General features: G+C 51.9%; 17 protein-coding genes. 4 read left to right on the top strand and 13 right to left on the bottom strand.

Annotation, left to right across the window (positions count from 1 at the left end; translation table 11 throughout):
• The gene (locus BVC71_RS12870; protein WP_086452102.1) at positions 1-1,209 is read right to left on the bottom strand and encodes a mandelate racemase/muconate lactonizing enzyme family protein; all 1,209 of its coding nucleotides are present in this window, start codon (positions 1,207-1,209) and stop codon (positions 1-3) included.
• Between the two features lie 11 nt (positions 1,210-1,220).
• On the bottom strand, positions 1,221-2,807 hold the full coding sequence (locus BVC71_RS12875; RefSeq protein ID WP_086452103.1) for a GMC family oxidoreductase: 1,587 nt from the start codon (positions 2,805-2,807) through the stop codon (positions 1,221-1,223).
• Positions 2,808-2,977: 170 nt separating this feature from the next.
• Here BVC71_RS12875 and BVC71_RS12880 point away from each other — a divergent pair, with 170 nt between their 5' ends.
• Positions 2,978-3,886, top strand: coding sequence for a LysR family transcriptional regulator (locus BVC71_RS12880; protein WP_086452104.1), 909 nt, complete (start codon positions 2,978-2,980; stop codon positions 3,884-3,886).
• Here the strand turns inward: BVC71_RS12880 and BVC71_RS12885 are convergent.
• From BVC71_RS12885 to BVC71_RS12920, 8 genes are all read right to left on the bottom strand, one after another.
• Positions 3,841-4,716: a sugar kinase gene (locus BVC71_RS12885; RefSeq protein ID WP_240516854.1), complete on the bottom strand. Its 876-nt coding sequence runs from the start codon at positions 4,714-4,716 to the stop codon at positions 3,841-3,843. The genes BVC71_RS12880 and BVC71_RS12885 overlap by 46 nt on opposite strands.
• A gap of 44 nt (positions 4,717-4,760) precedes the next feature.
• Positions 4,761-5,072, bottom strand: coding sequence for a cupin domain-containing protein (locus BVC71_RS12890; RefSeq protein ID WP_086452106.1), 312 nt, complete (start codon positions 5,070-5,072; stop codon positions 4,761-4,763).
• A gap of 16 nt (positions 5,073-5,088) precedes the next feature.
• Positions 5,089-5,829: an SDR family NAD(P)-dependent oxidoreductase gene (locus tag BVC71_RS12895; RefSeq protein ID WP_240516855.1), complete on the bottom strand. Its 741-nt coding sequence runs from the start codon at positions 5,827-5,829 to the stop codon at positions 5,089-5,091.
• Between the two features lie 21 nt (positions 5,830-5,850).
• Complete coding sequence (locus BVC71_RS12900; protein WP_086452108.1) at positions 5,851-8,169, bottom strand: DUF4962 domain-containing protein; 2,319 nt, start codon at positions 8,167-8,169, stop codon at positions 5,851-5,853.
• A 77-nt stretch (positions 8,170-8,246) separates the two neighbouring features.
• On the bottom strand, positions 8,247-9,809 hold the full coding sequence (locus BVC71_RS12905) for an extracellular solute-binding protein (RefSeq protein ID WP_240516856.1): 1,563 nt from the start codon (positions 9,807-9,809) through the stop codon (positions 8,247-8,249).
• Between the two features lie 29 nt (positions 9,810-9,838).
• Positions 9,839-10,720, bottom strand: coding sequence for a carbohydrate ABC transporter permease (locus tag BVC71_RS12910; protein ID WP_086452109.1), 882 nt, complete (start codon positions 10,718-10,720; stop codon positions 9,839-9,841).
• Between the two features lie 12 nt (positions 10,721-10,732).
• Positions 10,733-11,731: an ABC transporter permease gene (locus tag BVC71_RS12915; protein WP_086452110.1), complete on the bottom strand. Its 999-nt coding sequence runs from the start codon at positions 11,729-11,731 to the stop codon at positions 10,733-10,735.
• Entirely contained in the window at positions 11,728-12,831 is a 1,104-nt protein-coding gene (locus BVC71_RS12920) for an ABC transporter ATP-binding protein (protein WP_086452111.1), read from the bottom strand. The genes BVC71_RS12915 and BVC71_RS12920 overlap by 4 nt, the downstream gene beginning before the upstream one ends.
• A gap of 281 nt (positions 12,832-13,112) precedes the next feature.
• Here BVC71_RS12920 and BVC71_RS12925 point away from each other — a divergent pair, with 281 nt between their 5' ends.
• Together BVC71_RS12925 and BVC71_RS12930 are read left to right on the top strand one after the other, a co-directional pair.
• Positions 13,113-13,784, top strand: coding sequence for a GntR family transcriptional regulator (locus BVC71_RS12925; RefSeq protein WP_240516857.1), 672 nt, complete (start codon positions 13,113-13,115; stop codon positions 13,782-13,784).
• An 85-nt stretch (positions 13,785-13,869) separates the two neighbouring features.
• Entirely contained in the window at positions 13,870-15,216 is a 1,347-nt protein-coding gene (locus tag BVC71_RS12930; RefSeq protein WP_086452113.1) for an MATE family efflux transporter, read from the top strand.
• On the opposite strand, the gene BVC71_RS12935 is transcribed toward BVC71_RS12930, so the two are convergent.
• A complete protein-coding gene (locus tag BVC71_RS12935; RefSeq protein WP_086452114.1) occupies positions 15,213-15,803 on the bottom strand; it encodes a TetR/AcrR family transcriptional regulator in 591 nt (196 codons plus the stop codon). The genes BVC71_RS12930 and BVC71_RS12935 overlap by 4 nt on opposite strands.
• 133 nt (positions 15,804-15,936) lie before the next feature.
• Here BVC71_RS12935 and BVC71_RS12940 point away from each other — a divergent pair, with 133 nt between their 5' ends.
• Positions 15,937-16,500, top strand: coding sequence for a carboxymuconolactone decarboxylase family protein (locus BVC71_RS12940; RefSeq protein WP_086452115.1), 564 nt, complete (start codon positions 15,937-15,939; stop codon positions 16,498-16,500).
• Positions 16,501-16,556: 56 nt separating this feature from the next.
• Here BVC71_RS12940 and uxuA read toward each other — a convergent pair whose 3' ends face one another.
• Both uxuA and BVC71_RS12950 read right to left on the bottom strand, forming a co-directional pair.
• A complete protein-coding gene (uxuA, locus tag BVC71_RS12945) occupies positions 16,557-17,774 on the bottom strand; it encodes a mannonate dehydratase (RefSeq protein WP_086452116.1) in 1,218 nt (405 codons plus the stop codon).
• A 66-nt stretch (positions 17,775-17,840) separates the two neighbouring features.
• Positions 17,841-20,105, bottom strand: coding sequence for a polysaccharide lyase family 7 protein (locus BVC71_RS12950; RefSeq protein ID WP_086452117.1), 2,265 nt, complete (start codon positions 20,103-20,105; stop codon positions 17,841-17,843).
• Positions 20,106-20,194 lie beyond the last annotated feature (89 nt).

A 20,194-nucleotide genomic window follows, 5' to 3' on the forward strand; every position in this document is an offset into this window, starting at 1 on the left:
TTAGGGGATTACGGGATCAGGGGACATGGTGAGGTGCAGTTCATCCCCTGTGTATGGGTTTGCAGCGATTGCATCGTCGTCCAGTTCAACGCCCAAACCCGGCGCATCGGACGGGATGACATATCCGTTTTCCCATTCAATGCTGGTTTTCAGGCAGGACATATAAGCCCCTGTGAACGTCCCGATGCTTTCCAAAATCAGGAAATTGGGGCTTGCGGTTGCGACGTGAATATTGGCCGCTGCGACTACTGGTCCGCAGTACAAATGGGGTGCTATTTGCGCCTGCCTTGTTTGAGCGATACCGGCGATTTTGCGGGCTTCTAATATGCCGCCCACGCGTCCCAGATTCATCTGGATGATTGACGCGCCACCGGTTTCGATCAAACGCGCAAATTCATGTTTGGTGCACAGCCGTTCGCCAGCCGCAATCGGAACAGATGTAAACCGCGCAATCTCGGCCATGTCCGCTGGGTTTTCGGGTGTTGTCGGTTCTTCGAACCACAGTGGGTCATATGGCTCTAACCGGCGGGCCATACGTTTGGCGCCCGACACTGTGAATTGGCCATGGGTCCCGAATAATAGGTCAGCGCGGTTGCCGACTGCCTCTCGGATACGTTTGCAGAATTGTTCAGAACGATCCAGATCCTCTAAGCGGGGTTGATGACCATCATAAACAGAGTACGGACCAGCAGGGTCGAATTTGACGGCGGTAAAGCCTTGATCAACGGCCAATAGCGCAGCTTCGGCGGCCAGATCAGCATCATTGTAAACATTTGGCGCATCAGGGTCGGGATACACGTCGCCTTGGGCGGGATATAAATACGTGTAGCTGCGCAGACGATCATGCACGCGGCCACCGATCAGCTGATATACGGGTTGATCTGCAGCTTTGCCAATGATGTCCCAACAGGCCATTTCCAACCCGCTAAGAACACCCATGACAGTGACATCGGGCCGCTGTGTAAACCCTGCGCCATAGGCGCGGTGCCACAGCTTTTCGATATGATGTGGGTCCGCATCATGAAAATGGCGGCCAAACATATCTTTGGCCATGGCGCAGACGATATCGGGGCCAAAGGTTGCGTTATATATCTCGCCAACGCCCGTAATTCCGCAGCGGGTCGTGAGGCGCACAAAGATGAAATACCGTCCACCGTGTCGCGGTGGGGGATTTCCGAATACAAAAGTTTCGATCGTCTCTAACTGCATTTGCGATCCTTTTAGATTTGGTCGGCCAACATCATTTCAGTGGCGCGCATCGCAACCATCATCGTCGGGCCATTTGTATTGCCTGAGGTTACAGACGGAAAAACAGATGCATCAATCACGCGCAGACCGCGCACCCCATGAACGCGGCACCGCGGGTCAATGACCGAAGTACGCGGATCCGTTCCCATGCGGCAGGTCGATGTCGGATGAAAAACGGTGGACGCACGGTTTCTGAAATCATCCAGCGCCTCCGCATCAGTTTCGGGCAATCTGTCGATGGGCGCAGTTGTGACATCCAGCAACGGACGCACATCTGCAATTTTTCGTATGATAGACACAGCTTTGACTGCTGCCGTTTGATCCGTATCCGACGACAAAGAATGCGGCAAAATTTTCGGAGCCGTTGCCGGATCAGATGAAACCAACCTGATCTGGCCACGGCTTTGGGGGCGACATTGTTGCGCGCTTATTAAATAGCCCGGCTTTCCGTCGACCTTTAGTTTGCCGTTGGGTCCGATCGAATAGGACATTGGATTACAGTAAATCTGCATATCGGGCCAATCTAGGGACTGATCCGATTTGACGTATCCGCCGACTTGATTGACGGGCACGGACAAGGCGCCGTTGCGTCGAACAACATATTTTGCCGCCTCGAACACCCGTGGAGCGATCTGGCCCAAGATATTGTTGAGCGTCGGTGACTTTGCCCTGAATTGATAATTTATTGCCAAATGGTCCTGTAGATTTTGACCGACATTTGGTTGGTCATGGATCAGTTTGATCCCTTTATCTTTGATTTGATCGGCCGGTCCGACCCCCGACAGCATCAGAAGTTTGGGCGAATTCACGGCCCCAGCGGATAGCACAATTTCCGAATTCGCGCGGGCACGGAATGTTTGCGCCCCGACGCGGTATTCAATCCCTTTTGCCCGCCCGTTTGAAATGACGATCCGCTCAACAATCGCATTAGCGACACAGGTGATATTTGGACGTTTCAACGCCGGACGCAAAAACGCATCAGCGGCGGAAAACCGAAACCCGTTTTTGACGGTCGACTGATAAAAACCAATACCTTCGCTTGTCAGCGTGCTGGGGTCTTCGACGATGGGCCATCCCATGTGGGTCGCTGCCGTCAAAAAGGTTTTGGAAAACGGATTCATCTGATCGCTTAGGTTCGAAACACAGACCGGATTATCTGTATGCTCTGCGATCCGTTTTTCCATCTTGGCAAAGGCAGGTTCGACATCGGACCAGGCCCAACCGGTTGCGCCTGACTGTGCCCAGCCGTCGTAATCAACGGGCAAACCGCGCATATAGGCCATCGCGTTGATGGAACTGGAACCGCCAATGACGCGCCCACGGGGCCAATAGATCGACCGGCCGTGCAGACCGTCGTCAGGTTCGGTGTGATAATTCCAATTCAGCTTTTTGTTCTGAAAATTAACGGCATAGCCTATGGGCACTTTGATCCATAGGTTGCGATCCTGTTTCCCAGCCTCGACCAACAGAACGCTGTATTTGCCGCTGCGGGACAAACCCTCGGCGACGGCACAACCGGCGGAACCAGCGCCGACAACGATAAAATCAAATTGTGCCATGATCGAATTGGGCCCGTATTAGTACGCGGCCATGTCAACAAAGCCGTGGCCGAACCACAATCAATAGGATTTGCACCTAAGGGTCAGATAACTTTGAAACGCTTCAGGCTTGCCCCGATGGGGATCACTGCCCATTGTAACGTGACCGTTGCGCGAAACAGGAGGCCCCCGTGCGTTTGCCACATCTAGCATGGTTGCGCGCATTCGAAGCAGCCGCACGACACAGCAGTTTTTCCGATGCCGCTGGCGAATTGCACCTGACACCTGCGGCTGTCAGTCAACAAATCCGTCTTTTGGAACAGCATCTGGGCGTTCAACTGTTCAAACGTTTGCCGCGAGGTGTTGAATTGACAGACTTGGGGCAGGCCTATGCGTTGCCCATCCGCAGGTCATTTACCGACATGCAAAGCGCAACAGAGTCGTTGTTCACGGTTCGCAGACAACGAAAAATCCGTATCCGCGCCTCTATCAGTTACGCGACCTTGATCCTTGCGCCGAGGCTACATGAATTTCGGGCGATGTATCCCGACATCGAAATCGAACTGACCACCGCCGTTTGGTCCGACCGCATGGATGTTGATGGCATAGATTTCGATGTCAGGTACGGCCGCGGCCAATGGCTCGAGGCTGACATAATTTCACTAGGTCAAGAGAACGCAGTGTTGGTGTGCAGCCCACAGAACAAAATTGATGGACACGACACAGGGGTCGCGTTGGCGGCGCAGCTGGGGGCGGGGGTCGTGCAAATTATTGGCTCCGAAACCGAATGGGGCCGTCTGATCGACCATCATGAAATAGATATGCCTAATCTACCTATTTTGATGAAGGTGGATTCATCGCTGGTTGCGTTGCAATCCGTAGTGTTCGGCCAAGGAACCGCCCTGATTTTCGAAAGCTTGGCACAGCCGTTCATTGATCGCGGCGAATTGGTTGTTGCCGCCGATCTGTCTTTTCCGATCGACGACAATTATTATCTGGTGTCCCGCGATGGCGTTTCCCAAAATCCGGAACTGGCCGCATTTCAGGAATGGATTCAATCCATCTCGGTCGCTTTCGCCACCAATGCGCCGCGCGACTGAACAACCCGCGCAGCCAATTCGGCACCGCCTTTGATTGCCCATTCGATGTCCCCAGATCCAAATCGCGCCAAAAACCCAGCGTTAAAACTGTCGCCTGCGGCGGTGGTATCTGTGACTTCGGTGATCGGTGCGACGGGGTATTCCCCGCTGTGCCCATTGTGTTCAAATAAAACAGGATCAGGTCCATTTTTCACGATGACAGTCGGAATGCCCAGTGCCTTGTAACGGTTCAGCGTAGCCATTGGGTTTTCGTCGTGAAACCATTCGGCCTCGTCTTCGAAAGATGGCAAAACGATCGTGCTAACCGCTGCGCCTTGCATGATAGCCGATGTCATTGCATCAGCCGTTTCCCACAACCGAGGCCGCAAATTCGGGTCAAATACAATTGTTTTGCCTGCCTCTTTGGCCGTTTTCAAAGCCGCCAGAAAACCCTGCCGCGATTTGTCGGGCAAGATCGCTAGCGTAATTCCTGAAAAATAGATGACATCGTTTTCAGAAAATGCCGTCGCCAGTTTTTGTGGATCGTCTGCGAGCTTTTTCGCCGCGGATTGGCCACGCCAGTAATGAAAACTGCGTTCACCGTTTTGCAGCGAAATCATGTACATGCCGATAGTCTGGTTTTCCAAATGCTGCACATAGTTTTCTTTGATGCCGGACTGCGCAAACAGGTCCATCATCTGGCGGCTTAGGCTGTCGTCACCAATCGCCGTCAAAAACGAAACATCCGTATCCGGCGACAAACGCGCCAGATACCAAGATGTGTTAAACGCATCACCCGCAAAGCCTAGACGATATTCACCGTCTTGGGCTGTTGGCGATAATTCAGCCATACATTCGCCGATTGCTAAAAATCGGTTTTGGGGCAGGGGGCTGGTCATAGAAAATCGTCGCGGCGCGGCGTGAATGAATCGATCAGCACACCAGGCTCTAGGCAGATACAACCGTGGGTCATTCCTGACGGAATAACAAAGCTATCTCCAGCCGCGACGATCTTTTCCTCTTTGCCCAAAGTGAAACGGAACTTGCCGCTTTTGACGTAGGTCGATTGGACATGTGGATGGTCGTGCAGCGCGCCCTCTGCGCCGGATTCTTCGAAACGGAATTCAACCACCATCAAATCAGGATGATCCGACAGCACCTGACGGGTCACATCTTGGGACGTTGGAATAATTGGGAATTGAGCCATTCGTTTTCTCTTTGTCTTATGAAAACAGCGTACCGCCGTTTATGTCGATATTTGTACCAGTCATAAAACCGGACTGATCGGTTGCTAAGAACGCAACCAAATTTGCGATATCCTGTGGGACACCTTGGCGTTTCAAAGGCGTTGCTGCTTCGACGTTGCGACGCACTTCGTCTTTTGTGTGTACATTGTGAAAATCGGTATCGATCATGCCGGGGCAAATGCCGTTTACACGAATTTCTGGCCCCAGTTCTTTGGCCAAGCCACGTGTCATCGCCATGACCGCACCTTTGGATGTGGCATAGGGTACAGCACCAGGTCCGCCGCCATCGCGGCCGGCTTGGCTCGCGATATTAACGATGGTGCCGGTTTTCATGTGCGATAGGCAGGCGCGAGTCATCAGGAACATGCTGGTCAAATTCAGATCCATCACCGTGTTCCAATGTTCTAGCGACATTTCAGTGATCTTTTGGCGCGCAACAAGGCCGCCAGTATTGTTCACCAAAACATCGATGGAACCGAATTCTTTGACGGCCAAATTAACAACCTTGTCCACGCCTTCTTGCGTATTCAGGTCAGCTTGAACCGCAATAGCTTGCCCGCCGAATTTGGCGACTTCACCGATGGTATCATGCGCAGATGCGGCGCTGGAAAAATAATTGATGATGACATTGGCACCCAAGCGGGCCAATTCGACTGCACAGGCCCGCCCAATATCGCGGCCGCCACCTGTGACGATTGCAGTTTTACCCTTTAGCATAATCGTTCCTTTTTAACCGTTTTAAGTGTTTGCCAGTTTTTTCATGACCACTTTGAAGGTGTGTTCTTCGGGGTCGGTGAAATACAGGTCGGCGTCATAGCCCTGGTCGTCCATGAAATGGAAAATCCGCTTTGGCGTTTCCAATTTATACGGCACCAGTAATGTCGCGATGCGATGCCGTGTTGATGCAGGGTAGCGGGCCACCATGCATGTACTTTGTGGCAGGTCTTGGATTTCGTCGGGGTTCACATCAGGAAAACCGGTGAATTGCGTGAACTCTGGTTTGCCAGCCTCTGACCAGACGCATTGGCCATAGAAACCCGCCCGTTCGCCCGCGTTTTTGAACGACGTTTTACCCAGCTCGAACCGATTATTTGCGTGCAGCAACCAGTCGATGGTCACCGGAGTTTCGGCGTCGATTTTGTCGACGATGACAAAGTAGCTGTTTCTAACGAAATAGATTTCGCGCTCGGCCAATGTGACTTCGGGGGACAGGCTTTGGTAAGCGGCTGTTGCGTCCCCACGGATATAGCTGTGATCGGCAAATTCTTCGGCGGCCAAAATTTTACCTGTGGCGCGCATAGCCCGAGATTTGTCTTTCTCAGCATATTGGCCTTTGCCATTGATCAAAATGGCGTTTTTGGAACGAGTCTGACGACGCCACTGACGGTGCATGGACGAATTGAACGCAACATAGTGACCAGATTGGATCGCCAGATCTTCGCCGTATGCCGCCAAACAAAACGCGTTTTGGTCGCCGTGACTGTGACTGATCGACCCGTACTGAGATGATTTGAACACAAACTGAATGTGGTTATCAGGGTCTGCCATTGCGTGCTGAATACCGACCCAGCCGATACCGCGGAAATGGCGCAGTCCGCCCGACGGTTGGGTAGCTTCGACGACAGGGAAATCGGTTTGGAATACCATTTCGTCGAAATTCGTGTCCCACCAGCCCCAATTGTAGAAAGCCATTTCAGTGCCCGGATTCAGGCGCAGGTTTTCATCGCAATACCACTGATATTCACCTTTGCCCGTCACACCTGCAAACTGGCGCATGTTGAGACCGGTTTTGATGCACGGCAGATCGCCCTGTGTGCTGTCATCGCCAAATGTCGCGCGGCGTGTGTTTGGCGCCTTGCAGAACAGTGGGAAATCACCCGTATTTTGAAAAAACGGACGATCGTACAGATTGATACCTGTGTAGGATTTCAAACGGTTGGCGGCATCGATCAGATAGGCCATGCCCATCATCCAATAGTTGGTGCCTTCGGCCCAACCACCGTCTGCATCGCCCCAAGGCGAATAGACCGTCGATAGAAACTCGATGCAGTAATTCAGCCAATCGCGAACTTCGTCGTTTTCATCTTCACCCAACAAAGCAATGCACGCAGGCACGATCGTTAAGGATACGGAACGAACAGCATGGCTGTCGTACGGAAAGAGGTGAATTTTCGCATTAACGATGGCGTGCTCTGCGATATCGCGGGTGCGGGTCAGCAGGACGTCGCGAACCTTGGTGCGTTCATCATCCGATAGTTCGTCGTATAGCCAGTCAAATCCCCAGGATAGGGCATTTGTCACGCGATAGGCCCATTCATCGGTATAAGACCGAGAAGTTACGCCCATCGGATCCCATGATGCGATTTCTAACAACCATTCCTTGGCGCGCTGGGTCATGTCCGCATTGCTGGTCACGCGCCCACCAATGGCTAGGTGACGGACGGCGTACCATGCTTCTTGCAGATCGATATAGGTTTGCCGCCAGACTGGCGCGACGCGTTGGTGATTTGGATATCCTGCGGGTTCCCGCATCACATCGCGATCCATCCACGGCAAAACCGATTTTTCGTAGAACGTCGACCAACTATAGGCCTCTGGATCATTGCTAACGGTTTCGGTGAATCCGTCCAATCGGTCAGAGGTCATCCACAAGCGGGGATGCGCCGTCGAAGCGTTTTCAAAACGTTTGTCGCGCCCAACCAGCGGAGTTTGGGGCAAACCTGGCGTGATTTCAAAACTACGTGTCTGGCTCCATTCAGTGGTCGGTTCGCCCGCATCATCACAAACGGCATATGACCAATAATGAACCCCGTCTTTGAAATACTGGTCTGGTGTGAAGAAATTCAAAGGCAGTTTTGAAAATTCCTGCGTCTTTGCAGGCGCAAATTCTGGATCTGACGACACACGTAGGACATACAGCGCGTCGTCATCGATCACCGGCAACCATGTAAACCTAGGTGGGTTTTCTGCGACATCGGTGTCTTTGGTCGGGCTATAATCGATCGTTAGACGACCAGCTTTGGGTTCATCTAGTTTGTACAAAGTATCGGCGAGCATAGGTCGTCCTAATGCAAAAATGTCAGAAAATGCGTGGCCGAGGATGGACTCGGCCACGCACGTGGCTAATCCGTTGATCAGCCGTATTGGCGCGCGTACGCCGAGTTCATGACTTCAAGGACTTTCTGGTAGCCCATGTTGTTCAATGTCTCGATGTAGTCGGACCAATCCTGTTCGATATCACCAGAACCCAAAATCCACGCCTGTTGACGTTCCAGCATGTAGGTCTGGATCGTTGGCCAATAGCGGTCGTAGATTTCTTGTTCGTCTTTGGTAAAGGCGACGCCTAGGAACTGATCCACCAACAAATCTTGGGTGTCATATAGTTCAATGCCGTCACGCGCGGCTTGGGCAGTCCACTGCCATTCGTAACGGTAATCTTGTGGGTAACCACGATAGATTTGTGCGCCTTCCAGATACATTTGGCTGTTCACAGCCGTGTCAGAATTCAGAACCTCGTCCGTAAAGACCGGCTCTCCGTCGACCATGTTCCAGGTTTTGCCTTCGACACCAAAGTTTGCCAGCAGCGCTCCTTCTTCTGAGAAGAAATAGTCGAAGTATTTGATGGTTTCGACAGGGTTTTCATTGGCATAGGTGATCGCCCAGCCATCTGGTTTGATTGGAATGCGGCGATGTTCTTCCATGCGGACGCCACCAGCGGATTCAGGCGGTAGGAACGGAATAAAGTTGAAACCGTCGACCTTGTCCGCAAGCGCCGCGTTATAACCAGATGTCGATGCGAACCAATCGTGGGTCATACCGCCTAGGTTTTCACCCAACAAATAGTCACGCGACGATGATCCACGCGTGAAAATTTCGGCGTCGATCAGGCCTTCGGCATACCATTTCGCCAGATTGGCCATACCGTTACGATAGGCATCTTGGGCATAGGGGTGCGCAATGGTGTTTTCCGCGGTGATAAAGAAATCGTGGTACGTATCCGAACCCGAGGTACGGGCATCCCACAGGGTCATCAGGCGCAGCACTTCTTCCCAATCTCGGGCAAAGTAGGGCACTTCGTCTGCCTGACCGTTGCCGTTCGGATCGTTGTCACGGAAAGCGACTAGAACATTATATAGTTCGTCAACGTTGTTTGGCGTTTCCAGACCCAGCGCATCCAGCCAGTCCTGACGAACGAACCACGCACGGCCATATTTGCCGTCTGGCAGGTACGGGATGTAATAGTAATTGCCGTCATAGGCGGAAATCGCAGCCTGAAGCCCAGGGTGTTCATCCCAGAAACGTTGAATGTTTGGTGCATGTTCAGCAACCAGATCATTCAGCGGCACAAACGCGCCCTCTGGACCGTATTGGTTGACCGGTTGTTTGATACGGTTGCCACCAACGATGTCAGGCAAATCACCACTGGCCAGCAACAGGTTCATGGCTTCGTTGTTGTCTTTGGTGTTGCGACCCGAAGTTTGGTCAATCAGATGAATGTTGGTGCGTTCGCGGGCGAATTCCTCGACCGGGTACAGCACGGATGTGTCACCACCTGGGCCATAGCCTTGCGCGCGCGGCCAGTGCATGTGAACCGTTAGTTCCAGTGGTTCGTCAACGATTGGCAAATCTTGCGCCATGACAGGCGCGGTCATTGCTGTCGTCGCCAGCATGGCCATTGGTAAAGTCAAAATTCGCATAGTTTCCTCCCTGTTGCGAATGTTGAGGTTCATTCCTTCACTCCTCCCAGCAGGATGCCCTTGCTGAAATATTTTTGTAGGAATGGGTAAATCAGGACGATCGGTATGATCGAACAGACGATGATCGACGCGGTGACGGTTTCGACCGAATAGGACGCGTTCAGTAGAGATGTTGCGAATTCTTCGTCATCTGACAGTTCAGCAATCACCTTGCGTAGGTATACCTGCAGCGGAATTTTTTCTTCGTCTTGCAGCAGAACCATGGCCCAAAAGAACCCGTTCCAACGCGATACGATACAGAACAACGCGACAGTTGCGATCGCAGGTTTCGACAGAGGCACATAGACGCGCCACAGAACCTGAAATTCATTTGCGCCATCCATCCGCGCGGCTTCTTCGAAACTTTGCGGAATACCTTCGAAAAAGTTGCGCAACAGGATGATGTTGAAACCACTTACGGCAAAGCCGATGATGATGCCGAAATAGCTGTCCAGCAGACCCAGATCCCGCATGTTCAAAAAGAACGGGATCAAACCTGCGTGGAACCACATCGTAAAAGCGACCATCAGGTTCCAAAACCTGCGACCATACAGTTGCGGACGCGACAACGCATAGGCACCTGGAATGATCAGGATCAGACTCATCAGGGTACCAAAGATGGTATAGATGAACGTGTTTTTGTAGCTGATCCAGAACTGCGGCTCGCTTAGCACTTTGGAATAGGCTTCCAGAGTAAAGCCAACCGGCGTCAAGATGACGTTGCCTGCTCTGGCTTCGAAACCTGCGCTCATCGACAACGAAGTGATGTAGATGAACGGATAGAGCGTCGACAGTGCGAACAATCCGATCAGGACCATGTTGGTGATGACGAATAGTTTGTCACCGCGCGAATACAGATTCATGTTTGCCATGATGTGCCCCCCTTACCAAAGCGACGTACGCGAGAAGCGTTTGGAAATTGCGTTGGCGGTCATAACCAGAATGAAAGCAACGACAGCATTGAATAGACCTGCGGCAGCTGCGAAATCGTATTGGCCACCTTGCAGACCTTGGCGGTAGATAAAGGTGTTCACGACATCTGCGGTCGAATAGGTCGCTGGCTGGTACAGCAGGATGATCATCTCGAACGACACCTCTAGGATGTTACCGATGCGGATGATCAGCATGATGATGATGGTCGGCAGGATCGACGGCAGCGTGATTTTCCACATCATTTGCCAACGAGACGCACCATCGACGACAGCGCTTTCATACAGCGTGGGCGAAACGCCCGCGATCGCGGCCAGATAGACGATTGATTGGAAACCTGCCTCTTGCCAAATGCCTGTTCCGATAAAGATCGGACGGAACCATTCGGGGCGCGTTAGGAAATACACGGAATCCACGCCGAACCATCCAAGGATCGTATTCACGATACCTGCCGACGGCGAAAATGCGGTTATGACGATACCTGCGATAATCACCGAAGAGATGAAATGCGGCAGATACACGATCGTCTGCGTGGTCTTTTTGAACTTTTGGCTCAAGACTTCGTTGAACATTAGCGCCAGCAAAATGGGCACCGGAAATCCAAACAACAGCCCATAGGCACTAATGATCAGCGTGTTTTTCACCGCACGTAGGAATTGATCATTGCTGAAAAGCGTCTGGAAATGTTCAAAGCCGATCCAAGGGCTGTTCGCGACGCCTTTGAAAATCGAATAGTCTTTGAACGCTATCTGCAGGCCGTACATAGGTTTGTACAGAAACACGATCAGCCAAACGACCATTGGCAGCAGCATGATATACAGCTGCCATTCGCGTTTCAGGTGATCACCAACGCGCTGGATTTGTGCGGCGCGACGTTCGCGCACAGACTCTTTCGCGTTTACAACCAGTGTTTCTGTTGCAGGCGATCCGGCGGTGTCGAAATCGCTGCTCATTGGGCTTTGCCCTGGCCTAACAACGCGCGGCCGGATTCTGCGTCGAACACACGGATCATTTCAGGTGGGACCGTAAACGCGCCGACATTTTCCAAACGGTTGGACGACGTCATCGTCTCAGTGCGAATGACAAATGGCTTGTCTTGTAGCGTGGCGTGTAACAACGCCTCCGACCCCAAAGTTTCGATCAAATCAACAGTGATCGGCACTGCGCCTTTGGTGCCTGTTGGCTGTGGAACCGCAAATTCAGGACGGATGCCAATGATAATTTTTTCACCGACACAGTTTTGCAGCTCAGGCAGTCGTCGCAGCGGAACCTGCGCAGACCCAACAATAGCAATCGGACCAGAGTCAGAGGCACCTACTGTCGCCTCGACCATATTCATTGGGGGCGATCCCAAAAATTCGGCCACGAATGTATTTGCAGGATATTGGAACAGCTCCATCGGGGTGCCGACCTGTTCGATACGGCCGTCGTGCATAACAACAATCCGGTCCGCCAGCGTCATCGCCTCGACTTGATCGTGGGTCACGTAGATAGAGGTTACGCCCAAACGTTTGTGCAAACGTTTGATTTCAGCGCGCATTTGCGTGCGCAATTTAGCGTCTAGGTTCGACAACGGTTCGTCGAATAGGAAAACCTTTGGCTGACGCACAATCGCGCGGCCCATTGCGACACGTTGGCGTTGGCCACCCGACAAATCCGCTGGACGGCGCTTTAGATAATCGGTCAGACCCAAGATGCCTGCGACTTCTTCGACCGAAGATGCGATTTTTTCTTTGCTTTCTTTCCGAATGCGCAGACCAAAACCAATGTTATCTTCGACGTTCAAATGCGGATACAGCGCGTAGTTTTGGAAAACCATCGCCACATCGCGGTCTTTTGGCGCAATGCGGTTTACGACGCGGTCGTCGATTTTCAGCGACCCACCAGAGATTTCCTCTAGTCCTGCGATCATCCGCAAGGTTGTCGATTTTCCGCAGCCCGATGGGCCGACTAGAACGACAAATTCTTTTTCTTGAACCTCTAGATCAATGCCGTGGACAACCTGAAAACCACCATAAGCTTTCGTAATGCCCTCGAGATTTACGCCCGACATGGCCCCTCCCCAAATGCGCAGGCGCGATAGCGGCTGCAAAATGTTTGATTGATTCGTTTCTCCCGCAAACTGGTATACTAGTAATATATCTGGTATACCAGTTTAAATTATGCTATTGCATATCCGAGGAGTTCTTGACCCAGGGTCAGATTCAGAAAATAAACCATTGATTGATCCGGAATGGGCCAAGGTTAGCCCTGCACCGGATCAGTTAAAAACATGCCGCGATGCCACTTGCGCGCATGTCGAGGAGGACGACGCAAATGGCCCAGCAACATCAGATGAGTGAACGACGAACCAGCGTTGACGAAATTTTTGATTATCTGAACGACGAAATTCTGTCGCTGCGACTGCTACCAGGGGACAAACTGTCCGAAGCTGAAGTCGCCGCCAGTTTCGGCGTTTCGCGTCAACCTGTGCGCGATGCCTTTAGCCGTTTGGCGATTAAAGATTTGATCGTCGTTCGTCCGCAACGTGCCACTGTGGTCAAACGGTTTTCCGTACGTGAAATTACGAAATCGCGCTTTGTCCGGTCCGCCATTGAAAAAGAGGTGCTTCGCCGTGCGGCCGCTTTGTGCAATGCTACACACGCGGACCAGTTAGATGCTGCAATCGCCGAACAGACACGCTGCATGGATGGCGGTGATTTTGATAAATTTGGCCAGTTGGATTACGATTTCCACAAATTGATCTGCGATATCGCAAACGCTGATTTTGCCTTTGATGTGATCCAAGCGGAAAAATCCAAAGTTGATCGCCTATGCGTTCTAGGTTTGTCGAAAGAAGACAGAATGCCAGAACTGTTGAGCGATCATTCCTCCATAGCCGAGGCCATCAAAGCCAACGATCCTGATCGTGCGGTAGAGTTCGGCATGAAACACCTGTCGCGTTTGGATGAAACCATCGAGGCCATCCAGAAAAAGAACGCAAATTATTTCGAACCTTACGAATAAACGTCAATTTCAGCTTTTTGTATTTCTTAAATTCGCAGTCTCAATGGGCTGCAGGAACGGCTGATTTTGCCGTGATGGTGTCCCTATGGCCGGTCCAAATCAGACCCCGAAAAACAAAGATGTTTTAAACTTGGCATGGCCCATGACGGTCAAAGCCATCATGCTACATGGCACTGTTGTCATTGATACTTTGCTTGTCGCGCCTTTGGGCGAAGCTGCATTGGCCGCGATGGCCCTAGCCACCGCCGTGGCAGGGTTTGTTCTGGGCATCATCCTTGCGATCGCGAATGCACTACAAATTCGCGTTGCGCAGGCGAAAGGAACGGCCGATCAGAATTTCATCAGAAGCACATTCTGGATTGGGATTGGCATCAATATCTGCGTCGGCCTATCCGGCCTCCTCACCATTCTGATATTTGGCGACGACGTTATACATATCATGGCGCAAGTCCCAGATTTGAACGCCATGGCGAACGACTACCTATCGATCTTCGTCATCGTGATCCTAGGCGAAGCATTAGGGCAAGCGCTGTCCAGTTATTTCAACGGGCTGGGCAACACTCGATTGCCAATGTTCAGCTATTTATTGTCTGTGCCCGTGAACATCATCGCAAGCCTGATTTTCATTCACGGGGTCGGGTTTGTACCTGAATTCGGGATCAAGGGCGCGGCAATCGGCAGTGCAATCGCGGTCAGCGCCCAAGCCATATTTTTAGCAATCTGCGCCTATAGATCTCAGACTTCTCTGCCAGATGTTTGGCATCACGGTAGCGTCGCCAACGCATTATCGCGACACATGAAATTTGCTTTGCCGATTGTCGTAACCTTTGTCAGCGCCGCCTTTGCCACTCATATTTGCACGCTGATATATGCAAAAATGGCCCTGAATGATTTCGCCGCTCTTGCCATCATTTCACCTTGGATCATGGTCGCGGGCACCATCGGGATGCAATGGGCCCAAGCTTCTGGCATAATTGTCGCGCATATGTTGGGGCAGGGCGCAGATGCCGATGACCTGAACCGTTTCTTGAAACAGGCATGGTTTGGCGCTGCGGGGTGTGCAATCTTTGTGGCGCTTACGTTTGGGGGTATGTGTCTGTTGGTAGACGTTTTTTACCCCAGTCTGACCGAAGAAACGCTCCGTCTGCTGATCGCCTTTCTACCAATTCTAGTCCTGCTACCGTTTCCCAAAGGTTCAAACGCGATGTGCGGCAACACGCTGCGCGCAGCGGGCGATACGATCGCGGTCATGCACATCTTTGTCTGGTCGCAATGGTTATTTCGCGTGCCCGCGACGGCGCTGTTTATACTAGTTTGGGATTTAAACGCCGTGTGGGTACTGTCGATCCAACTGATCGAAGAGGTGATGAAATTTCCGCTGTTTCACAGACGGTTTCTATATAGTGACTGGCGTTCGGGCCGACTACTTTAGGCCGCTAGCGCCCGAATATCCGCGGCTAGATCACTGCAAAGTTCGCGCATATGATCTGCGTTTGTCATACGCTGAGCCTGAATTTTTAAACCAAAAATATATGTCTGCAAACGGCGGGCGATCCGCGCGGTATCGGTGTTCGCTGGCAGTTCTGATTTTTCGACTGCGCGCCCCAGTGCGTAAACCAGTTGTTGTTCAATTTCGCCCAGATGTGCGACGACCACATTACGGATTTCGGTGTTGGCGGGCAGCTCTAATACCGATTTGACCAGCATGCAGGCCGTCGAAGGCCGATCACAGGGCGCCAAATCGGACAGTTCATTAATATAGTCCGCCAAAGCACCAAGAGGCGATGCCGCAGTATCGATCCGTTTCCGCAAATCTGCAGCCATACGTGTCGCGTATTGATCTAGCGCCTCGTTGAACAACGCCTCTTTGCTGCGAAAGGCCGCATAGATGGAGCCCGGGCGCATCTGCAGCGCGTTCTCTAAATCCTTTAACGATGTCGCGTGATACCCTTTGACCCAAAACAAGGTCATCGCCGCATCCAACGCAGCATCACGATCATATTCTACCGTCCGAGCCATAGGACATATATCGGCATCCTCCACTCTAATGCAAAGCTCAATGCATTTTTGAGCGATCACTTTTTTATTATTTGAGTGATCACTCAATAATTGTCATATGAAGTCCGAACACTGTTTTCAAAGGACCATACAGATGACAAAATTCGAACGCTTTGACGCAACGACCGCACCAGCCGACGCGCTACCTTTGATTGAGAAATCAGAAAAAGCCTTTGGCCGACTACCTGGTCTGCACGCCGTGATGGCCGGATCGCCAGCCCTACTAGAAGGCTATCAAGTGCTGCATGGTCTGTTTGCGGAAAAAACCGCATTCGATGCAGACGAAAAGACCGTCGTTTGGCAGACAATTAACGTTTATCACGAATGCCACTACTGCGTGCCTGCCCATACCGGAATCGCAAAGATGATGGGCGTTAGCGATGAAATTTCCAACGCACTGCGTGATGAAACACCTTTGCCGACTGAAAAACTAGAAGCGCTGCGCACCTTTACGTTGGCAATGCTGGACACCCGCGGAAACCCGACCGAAGCCGCGTTTGATGCGTTTTTTGCTGCGGGTTACGAACAACGCCATGTGTTGGATATTATTCTGGGCCTCGCTCAAAAGGTCATGAGCAACTACACCAATCATGTGGCCCAAACACCCGTCGATGAAGTGATGCAAAAGTTCAATTGGACACCCGTATCCAAACGCTGAATTGTTTCGATGCGAATTGTCTAGCCGCATCGGAACAAGGTGGGGTGATCGAATGATCACCCCATTTTCCCAAATTGCGAATGTGTCAGCGCGGCCTGTATCCCGCGCAACTCTGCCAACCCTTTTAGTCGACCGATTGCGGGATAACCCGGCTGAGTAGGGCGACCATGATCATCCAAAATGTTCTGCCCATGATCAGGCCGATACGGAATTGACCAATCACAACGGCCAGCAGCGATACGTTGACTTTCCTGCCTTGCGACGGCCGCCATTAATCCGACCATATCAGTGCCGCCGGTCAAATGTTCTGCCTCATGAAAACTGCCGACGATGTCCGTCGTTTCCAATTGGACATTTCGCAGATGTAGGAAATGAACCCGATCGCCCCATCGGTCCATCATTCCAATCACATCATTGTCTGAACGCGCGCCCAACGACCCAGAACATAACGTTATTCCATTGGACCGCAGATCAACCGCATTCATAATATGTGCATAGTCTGCCTCGGTCGACATGACACGAGGCAATCCCAGCAGCGGAAACGGTGGATCATCAGGATGACAGCACAAACGCACGCCGACCTTTTTGGCGAATGGCGCGACCTCGGACAGGAAATCGATCAAGTGCGAACGGAGTTTATCCGCAGAAATCCCGTCGTAGGTCGCTAGCCGTTCACGAACATCATCCAACGTCAGGTTTTCTGCCGCCCCAGGCAGGCCAGTCACAATGCTAGAGGAGAGCTGTTTGCGTTGCACGTCGGACATTGATTGAAACCGTTCGCCGGCCTGATGATAGACCGTATCATCGAAATCGTCGGTCGCCGCGTCGCGCTGCAAGATAAACAGATCGAACGCAGCGAAATCGATCAAATCAAACCGCATGCAGGTCGCACCGGTTTTTAGGCGGTAATTCAGATCCGTACGGGTCCAATCCAAAACCGGCATGAAATTATAACAGACCGTTTCGATCCCTGCGGTTTTCAAGTTCTGAAGGCTTTCACAATACGCACGAATATGGGCGCGAAAATTGCCTGACTGTCTTTTGATATCTTCGGATACAGGCAGGCTTTCGACTACATCCCAAGACAATCCAGACGGATCGCCATTTTGCATCACTGCGATCTGCTGTTGTCGTTTGCGAATTTCATCAATCGGCCACGTCGCTCCGGGTGGCAAATGGTGCAGGGCGGTCACAACGCCCTGAACGCCCGCTTGCACCATATCGTCGATCGAAACGGGATCGTTCGGACCGAACCAACGCCACGTTTGTTTCATCTTCAGTTCCTAAATTGAAAAAACCAAAAAACCTGCCCTCACACCAACATGCGCGGGCAGGTTTTGTTAATTTTCGATCACGTCGATGCGGACATTTGTAAAATCAATCCCGTTGTCCGCAGTATTGGGATCCTTGGACGAACCAAAGGTTTTGGAATTCACATGGAACGCCAGCATTCCGATATTTTCCAAACCGGTATCAGGGTCAGCGACCGCAAAGGTCGATACCAAAACGCCATCTTGGTACAGTTCACCAGCGACCGTCAGGCCATCATCATCGCGCGTCACCGAAATGACCCCTGTGTAGGCGGTATTGGGACGGAACTCGTATGGATCACCACCGCGTCCAATTTTACTATAGCCTTTGGTCGTACCCAAAAGCCGACCTTGGGTATCCACGTTGTGTCGCAGCACAGAAATTGCTGATTGCGTCGCATCGGTCATGCCAACATCGAACGCGATCATGTAGCCAGGCAAACCATCGTATAATGGTTGGGGTCGGCTGGACGACGCCGACAAATCCGCGCGCAGTTGCTCGCGCCCCAAGGTATCAAACAATCCAATACGAAACGCAGAGTCGCGGTCGGTGCCTATTGTTTCTGGTGTCACAAAATCAAAACGGGATTGAAGTGTTTGCCCAACGGCCAGTCTTTGAGGTTCAAACACCGTTCGAATGCCGCGCCCCGACGTACCAGACACCAAACCCAGACTGTCTTGCCCAACTTCGATTGCAGCGCTGGTCGTCGTTGTCCACCAATTCACATCAGTTGCATCGGCACCATCGTCGCGGCCGCCATCCGTAAAGCTATCGTCAAAAATGACCCCAGCCGTCGCCATCGGCACGTCAACTGGTGCGCTATTGATCGGTTCAGCCCCACCTTCATGTGCAGGTGGTTCGTCGTGTTCGTAGTCCAGCGCAAAGAACGTCACCCGATCAAAATCACGTGCCGGATCGGGGCTCGAGTTGTTTTGCGAATAGGCACCGGCCTTAAAGAACATGAACTCATCAGCGACGCTAAACCCACTGTTGCGCATATCGAACGGCTCGGATTCAACAACCGACCCGTCATCGCGGATGATTTTCACGTATAGCATCGGAATAATGGCATCGCCTTCGGCTAAGCCGTCAACTTTGATTTCATAAGAGAACACTTCATCCAGCGCGATTCCGTCATCTGGATTTGGGGCCCAATTTGCACGCGACCCGATGATTTCCACCCACTGTTCTGGCCCAGTTGCAGGTTCATGCGCAAAGTAAATCGAACCAAATTTATTCTGAGGCAGCTTGCGATAGTACAACCGAATGGGTTCATCGTCTTTTGCGTGGATCTGGCCGATAATCACCCGTCCAATTTGGCTATCGATGCCCTGACGGGTAACTTGATTAACGGACAAAGTCGCTCTCATCACGCCATCAACACCGCCCGCTGCAGCCTGCGCTTCGATCGGAGCAGAAGAGAAAACCCAGTTGTTTTGATTTGGATAGCCCCCATCGACACGGGTTGCGATCGTTTCGTCGCCAGCGCGCAGCATACCGCGCAGTTCCGTTCGGGAATAGTTTGTGTTCGCCGATGTTTTCGCGCCGTTTGTCGTTGAAATAAAAACCATTCCGCCCGTCGCAGGGTCCGTAAAGAAATAGCGCGGATCCGTCCAACCAGCGGCCAGTTCGTTTTCATAGACACTGTCCGATTTTCCATCGGCGTTATCATCTGCGGGTGTGGTGACATACCAACCTGTCAGATCAAAATTCATTGCAGGCGCAACAGTAGGGTCTAGGCCGAACATACCGCCTGCACTGCGGCGCGGTGTCAGAACTGGTGTAATGGGTGCTTCAACGGATTCTCCACAGCCAACCACATTGATTTCAACAATCGAATTCCACGCGTTGGATTCATTTCCGTCGCCCAATATGCGCACATATTGCGCGACCATCGGGGACAGATCGTAACGTTCAAATTCCAAGGTCTGACCGCTTGTTTCCCCAAAAGGGCGTACAGCAGTATAGCTTTGTCCATCTTCGGACATTTCGATAGAAAACGTGCTTTTGCGGCTGTCCCCTTTGTACCAAGCCACGTCCAATGCGGATACAGTCTGCTGCGCGCCTAGGTCCAATACGATCGATCTTGGCGCCCCCTGTGATTCACTTGACCAGCGGGAATCCGGATCGAAATCACCATCTATAGTGTTCTCTGGACCATGGGTTTCTTCGTAGAAACCTTCGTCAGTCGCGGACACGATCGTCAGATTTCTAACGTTGTCGCAGCTTTGCGCAAATGACGGGGACGCGATGGTACAACCCAGCACAGCCCCCAAAAGTGGATACAACTTCAACTCAACATCCTCCCTGATGTTCCTCTCCAGAGCTGATAATTGTCGACTAGTATCCCAGTTGGCAAGAAAATAGTGAACACCACACCAAG

This window comes from Marivivens niveibacter, assembly GCF_002150005.2.
Taxonomy (GTDB): Bacteria; Pseudomonadota; Alphaproteobacteria; order Rhodobacterales; family Rhodobacteraceae; genus Marivivens; species Marivivens niveibacter.